Origin of the sequence: Loktanella salsilacus (assembly GCF_900114485.1) — a bacterium.
Taxonomy (GTDB): Bacteria; Pseudomonadota; Alphaproteobacteria; order Rhodobacterales; family Rhodobacteraceae; genus Loktanella; species Loktanella salsilacus.
The window spans coordinates 1-5,641 of the sequence record NZ_FOTF01000056.1; the positions used below are offsets into that span (position 1 = coordinate 1).

At 52.9% G+C, this 5,641-nt stretch carries 4 protein-coding genes and 1 pseudogene; 1 reads left to right on the forward strand and 4 read right to left on the reverse strand.

Going from position 1 to position 5,641, the window contains the following annotated elements:
- Positions 1–333: 333 nt before the first annotated feature.
- Positions 334–1,503, reverse strand: a complete 1,170-nt coding sequence (locus tag BM131_RS19600) for a M20 aminoacylase family protein (RefSeq protein ID WP_090192152.1) — start codon at positions 1,501–1,503, stop codon at positions 334–336.
- Positions 1,504–2,026: 523 nt separating this feature from the next.
- Between BM131_RS19600 and BM131_RS20795 the strand changes: the two are divergent.
- Positions 2,027–2,125 (forward strand): annotated as a pseudogene (locus BM131_RS20795) (IS200/IS605 family transposase); the annotation flags it as partial.
- A gap of 38 nt (positions 2,126–2,163) precedes the next feature.
- Here BM131_RS20795 and BM131_RS19610 read toward each other — a convergent pair.
- The 3 genes from BM131_RS19610 to BM131_RS19620 form a co-directional block, all read right to left on the reverse strand.
- On the reverse strand, positions 2,164–3,375 hold the full coding sequence (locus BM131_RS19610; protein ID WP_175499505.1) for a polysaccharide lyase: 1,212 nt from the start codon (positions 3,373–3,375) through the stop codon (positions 2,164–2,166).
- Between the two features lie 574 nt (positions 3,376–3,949).
- Positions 3,950–4,924 carry a quinone oxidoreductase family protein gene (locus BM131_RS19615; protein WP_090192156.1) on the reverse strand — a complete coding sequence of 325 codons (975 nt, stop codon included), beginning with the start codon at positions 4,922–4,924 and terminating at the stop codon, positions 3,950–3,952.
- 336 nt (positions 4,925–5,260) lie between these two features.
- The coding region (locus BM131_RS19620; protein ID WP_090192157.1) for a tyrosine-type recombinase/integrase at positions 5,261–5,641 on the reverse strand (381 nt) is incomplete at its 5' end.

The following is a 5,641-nucleotide window of genomic DNA, read 5'->3' on the forward strand; positions in this document are numbered from 1 at the left end:
CTAACCAGAAACATTGAACGACACGCCAACCTCAGCGGCCTGAAAACCGGCCAAGATGGTTGTCGCGCGCGGACAAGGTGGTTGACGCTCTACAGGCGGTGAATGGCCGGTTTGGGCCGGAAGTGACAACCGTCACGAAGGGCGGTTTGCCGACATTCGCTGCGCCTGCAAACTAAATGGGCACGTCCTAAGAAAGCAGACGCTCAGGGCCACGACCTAGTTTTTGCGGGGAGCATCTGCAGCGAAGGTCGGCAGTGAGCCGAACAAGTGGCGTTTAAACAATGTATTCTGTCCCAGAGTACGCAACGCACGCGGACCTATGATATGAATCCATCAGGTCGCAAAGCTCATCCGCGCCTCAATCATGCCCGAATACCAGCTGGATCCAAATGGGATCGCCTCATCGTCGAAATTATAACTCGGATGATGGCACATCGCGGTGTCGCCATTGCCAAGGAAGATGTAGGCGCCGGGCCGCTCTTCCAACATGTAGCTAAAATCTTCGGCAGGCATGATCGGGTCAACATTGTCGTCCACATTCCCTGCAATTGATCGGGCAACCTCTGCTGCGAATTCTGTATGTTCAGGGGTGTTAACCGTGACGGGATACCCGGGCGTCCAGTTTATTTCAACGCTTGCACCAAGGGCCGCGGCAGTGCCCTCTGCAATCGCTCGGATGCGCGTTTCGGCGAACGATCGGTATTGCGCATCAAGTGTGCGTACCGTGCCTTCCATGCAAACTTTATGGGCAATCACATTGCTTGCTGCGCTGTCAGTTTTGAATGTACCGACGGTCAATACGACACGCTTTATCGGGTCAACGTTGCGCGAAACAACTGTTTGGAGCGATAGCAAAATTTGAGCGGCGACCAGTGTCGTGTCCACAGCTTCATGGGGTGCCGCTGCGTGCCCGCCCTTGCCAGTCACGACAATTTCAAACTCATCCGAGGATGCCAAGAGCGCGCCAGGTCGGATGGCAAACTGGCCAACGGGTAAGCCTGGCGTGTTGTGCATTCCGTATATTTCCTGGATCCCAAACCGATCCATCAAGCCATCCTGGCACATTGCTAAACCACCGCCGCCGCCCTCTTCAGCAGGTTGGAAAACAACAACTGCAGTCCCATTGAAATTGCGCGTTTCTGCAAGAAACTTTGCTGCGCCCAGCAACATGGCTGTGTGTCCATCATGCCCACAAGCATGCATTTTTCCGGGCGTCTGGGATGCATAGTCGAGGCCGGTCATCTCATGAATTGGCAGCGCGTCCATATCTGCTCGCAATCCAATGACTTTACCGCTTTCGCAACTCTTGCCTTTGATGACCCCGACGACGCCAGTTTCTCCAACACCCTCAACAATTTCATCGCATTCAAACGAACGTAGCAATTCTGCAACCCGCGCGGCGGTCCGATGCACGTCGAACAGGAGTTCTGGATGAATGTGGAAATCATGACGCCATTCTGTGATCTCTGCATGCAGCTCGGCGTATCTGTTTTTGATCGGCATGGCCGGGCTTCTCTCTTGTGTCTGAATTATTTGGGGTGATCCTGATCTCTTTTGAACGTAATGCAACGATGAGTCTGGTACGAAGCCGAACAGACGAGGTTCGTGGATTTTGTAACATGATCGCATGTTAGGGTCAGAGCTGTGCAATCTATTAGGGTATGCTTCGGTGAAGCTGCAACACAGCGAATTCAATTCTTCCGGACGGCAGTTTTGTCGCGATCTCTGATAGTTCGTGCAAAGTGCGGCGAAAGATTGGTTTGAAGTCCACTGAAATCGATAACATTGAACGGCCGCCTCCACGACGCAGTCTGCATCTCAGTAAGAAATCTGCTGCAACTGCTAGGAAATGCTGCGTCAGCAATCGCCGCACGTGCAAAAGACCGTTTTGTCGGCGAAGCAGACCTTCCGAGGCGGAACCATGCTGCAAGGTTACACTAATGTCCGCAATCCGCGCCACCGACACTCAGCACTAGGCTGGAAAAGGCCTGGCGCTTTCGTTCGAATGTGACGGGGCTTGTGGCGGAGTGGATATTTTTCAACCTCCAACGATGCCATTACCGAAGGCATCGTACTTCAGTACTTGCAACAGCATATCGCCAATCCCACCGACGCCAGTCGGTAGTGGTTTAGTGATCAACGGAGCAACTGAATAGTGGTGAACTAAAGAAACAGATCAAAGTCCGCGGCTTGGTTCAATGCCTGTATGTCCAAATCACCATCGCTGACCTTAATGCCAATTCTGACAGTTTCTCCGGCATCGATATCGTCGCCTGAATGAATGCCGTCGATAATAAAGCGCCCATCCTCGGTGACACTGACCTCAGCGCGCCAAATGCTTTCGATTTCAAGGTCTGCCAGATCAAAAGCAACCTGCCAGTTTGTCACATCGGTATCGCCCGTATTCGTAACTTGAAGTTCTAAAATGGCACCTGAACCCCAATTTTTGACCATGACGAAATTAAATTCGAACGGGGCGTCTTCGTCTGTAACAGGTATCGCCTCAACTGGTGACGCCACAACTTCCTCTGCAGGTTCTTGCTGTTGGATTACGCTTACAGTTTGCCCGCCCGACTGTGTCGCGCCCAAGCCCACATCTGCAGCATCGGTCGATATAACGACGTCGTCGAAGTAGGCAGATACATCGTGATCTGGCAACCAACCGTCTGTACTGCCGCCGAAAAACGAACTGAAGTAAAACCGATCAATCTGCGAACCGTCATCGACAAATTGCAGACCATCAAGATCCAGAACTTGCTCGCCGTCAAACCACACCTCTACTTCACCGTTCGCGCTGTTGCCGGAGTTGACTTGCACCCGCTGTACCAAATTATGCCAAGCGCCCGGTTCAAACTTGATTGGATCGCCATGCTCATCAAAAAACTTGAAGCTTTCGCCGTACTCGTTCGGTTTGTCCATGTGATAAAGATATAGCTCTGCCTCGCCGTCGTCGCGCCACATATAGCGGGCCGTAAACCCGTTTGAACCGTCGACATCGTCACCGCCACTGGCGAGACCGTCCGAGGCGAGGCCAGGAAGCTTGCCCCCGCTATGGTCGTCACCGTCAAAGTCGAAATCATCTTCGAACTTCACCCAGTATGACAGATAGTATTCCCCTTCTTCCGGTATTTTCCACGACGATGCTGCAGCGGCGTTATCATAGCTACTGTAAGTGACCTTCAGGGACTGACTGCCCGACATTGCTTCCTCATTGCTGATTACTGCGTTTTTTGCGGTGTTTGATCCAAATTCAACATTCCAATCCTCCTTCTGAAGTGAGCTGCTGTAGGCGAGGTCGCTACTGTGGTTCTCAAATCCGCGCCGGATCGCACCGTTAGTCGTTGTTCCTTCAGAGGTTGTGTACATTTGCGTCATTGGATGCCTCGTTTTAGCTGCGTTGCACAACTTACATCGAAGCATAGTGGATCAATGGCAACGGCGGCCAACATCTCGCAATGATTTGGGCGTAGACAGGCCAAAAATGGGAACGCTTGTAGCAAAGGTCCGCTAACGAGCCATGTTGATGCCACGTCACAATTGAACGACAAGCACGTCCACATCGTCGTGTGTCACGATGCAATAATCTCACATCAAACCACCTCAGATAAAACTGTCTCAGATAAGTGGGGGTTGCCTGTATGCCTACGCAGCATCCAATCGCAGGGTCGGATGTCCGCAATGGGCCGGAGGTGACAGGCTTGGTAAATTCGACACGAGGGGCGGATTGCGGACTTTCGCTGCACTTGCAAACTAGATTGGGCAAGCCGAAGAAAGCGGACGCTCAAGGCTGACATCCGCAGCGAAAGTCTGCAGTGAGCTCAATGCGTCGGCTTTCTGCAATGCAGCTAATGTCCGCTTCGATGTTTTGACAAAGCACCGGCCGTAAATTTTCTGCGCCCGGAGCTGACAATCAAGCGTCACTAACAATGTCATGGCCCAAAATAAAGCTTTAGATTTCCAGTACAGTACAGCCTGTTGTCTTGCGCGCCTCCAGCGCTTCATGAGCTTTTGCCACATCACTCAAGGCGAACCGCTGGCCAATGTTGATCTTTACATCTCCTCTCAGCACTTTTGCCGCAAGATTCTGCGCCATGGCCTGACAGGTTTCGTGATCGCCAATATGCGTGAACAGCGTTGGACGCGTTATTTTCAGCGACCCCTTTTTTCCCAAAATACCTACATCAAAAGGGGGGACCGGCCCCGAAGCATTTCCGAAAGATATCATCATGCCCAGCGGTTTCAGCGAATCGAGCGATCCGTCGAAGGTGTCTTTGCCCACAGCGTCCATCACCACGTCGACGCCTTTGCCGCCTGTCAGGCTGCGCACTTGCGCGACCCAATCACCACTGCGGTAGTTCAGGCAATGGGTTGCTCCATGATCCTGCGCGAGCTGGCATTTCTCATCTGTTCCTGCGGTTCCGATCAATGTGATCCCTTCCGAGCGCGCCCATTGGCAGGCCAAAAGGCCCACACCGCCTGCCGCCGCGTGAAACAGCACGGTATCACCCGACTTCAGAGGTGAGGTGCGGTGAAAAAGATACTCCACCGTCATACCCTTGAGCATCATCGCTGCACCTTCCTCAAAGGAGATGCCATCAGGCAATGGACAGACCTGAGCGGCAGACATTACACGTGCCTCGGAATAAGCGCCGGGCGGGTTCGAGGCATAGGCGGCACGATCACCGACTTTAAGATGCGTAACCCCTTCGCCCACGGCCTCGATCACTCCTGCGGCTTCCATGCCCATCGCATGGGGCAATTGCATCGGGTAAAGTCCGGTGCGCTGGTACACATCAATGAAATTCAGGCCTACAGCTTTATGGGCAATGCGGACCTCGCCATTTCCCGGTTCACCGACATTCCGGTCAACCAATTTGAACTGCTCTGGTCCGCCATGCGCTTCGATTATTGCTGTTAGTGCCATTTCCAATCCTCCCATTTCGCCTTCACCAAGAGGGCATTTCTACCACGATGTCCAATGCTTACTCGTAGCTGTTGGACAGCACATTCTTGATATGGTCGCTGGCTATGTTGATGATCCCTTTGTGTCTTTGGCTTGGGTATCGCCATCGCTGATAAACGGCCGGCAGGAAATATTCGAACTTCTCGCAGCGAATTCTCGGTTTGTCCGCAGACCGACGTTTAAGCCGACAAAATGCTGCACGATGCACGAGTGGCCGCAAAGCGAGAGCTGCGGGGCAGCGTCAAATCGACCGATAATCGGCCGCCAAGGGCCGTCCATATCGAACGGCCCAAACGCCTAGATTTCGATAGCTTCCGATATTGCCAATGCATCTTCAAGTTCGACACCCAGGTATCTGACGGTGCTGTCCATTTTTGTATGCCCTAGCAGAAGCTGAACAGCACGCAGGTTCCCTGTCTTCTTGTAGATCTGGGTGACCTTCGTGCGTCGCATTGAATGAGTGCCGTAGGCAGTGACTTCCAGCCCAATCGACGAAACCCAGTTCCGCACGATCCGTGCATACTGGCGCGTTGATATGTGGAGCCGCTCGTGGAAACGGCCAGGCCACAGATATTCGGACCCAACCATCAGTGGATCTTCCATCCACTTCATGACGGAAGTGCGGGTGCCTTCGGAAATCTCAAACCGGACCGGTTTTTGCGTTTTGCTTTGAAGGAC

What these genes read in the sequence shown, in the direction of transcription:
- BM131_RS19600 (WP_090192152.1), bottom strand. Translation starts at nt 1,503, where the DNA reads ATGCCGATCAAAAACAGATACGCCGAGCTGCATGCAGAGATCACAGAA.
- BM131_RS19610 (WP_175499505.1), bottom strand. Translation starts at nt 3,375, where the DNA reads ATGACGCAAATGTACACAACCTCTGAAGGAACAACGACTAACGGTGCG.
- BM131_RS19615 (WP_090192156.1), bottom strand. Translation starts at nt 4,924, where the DNA reads ATGGCACTAACAGCAATAATCGAAGCGCATGGCGGACCAGAGCAGTTC.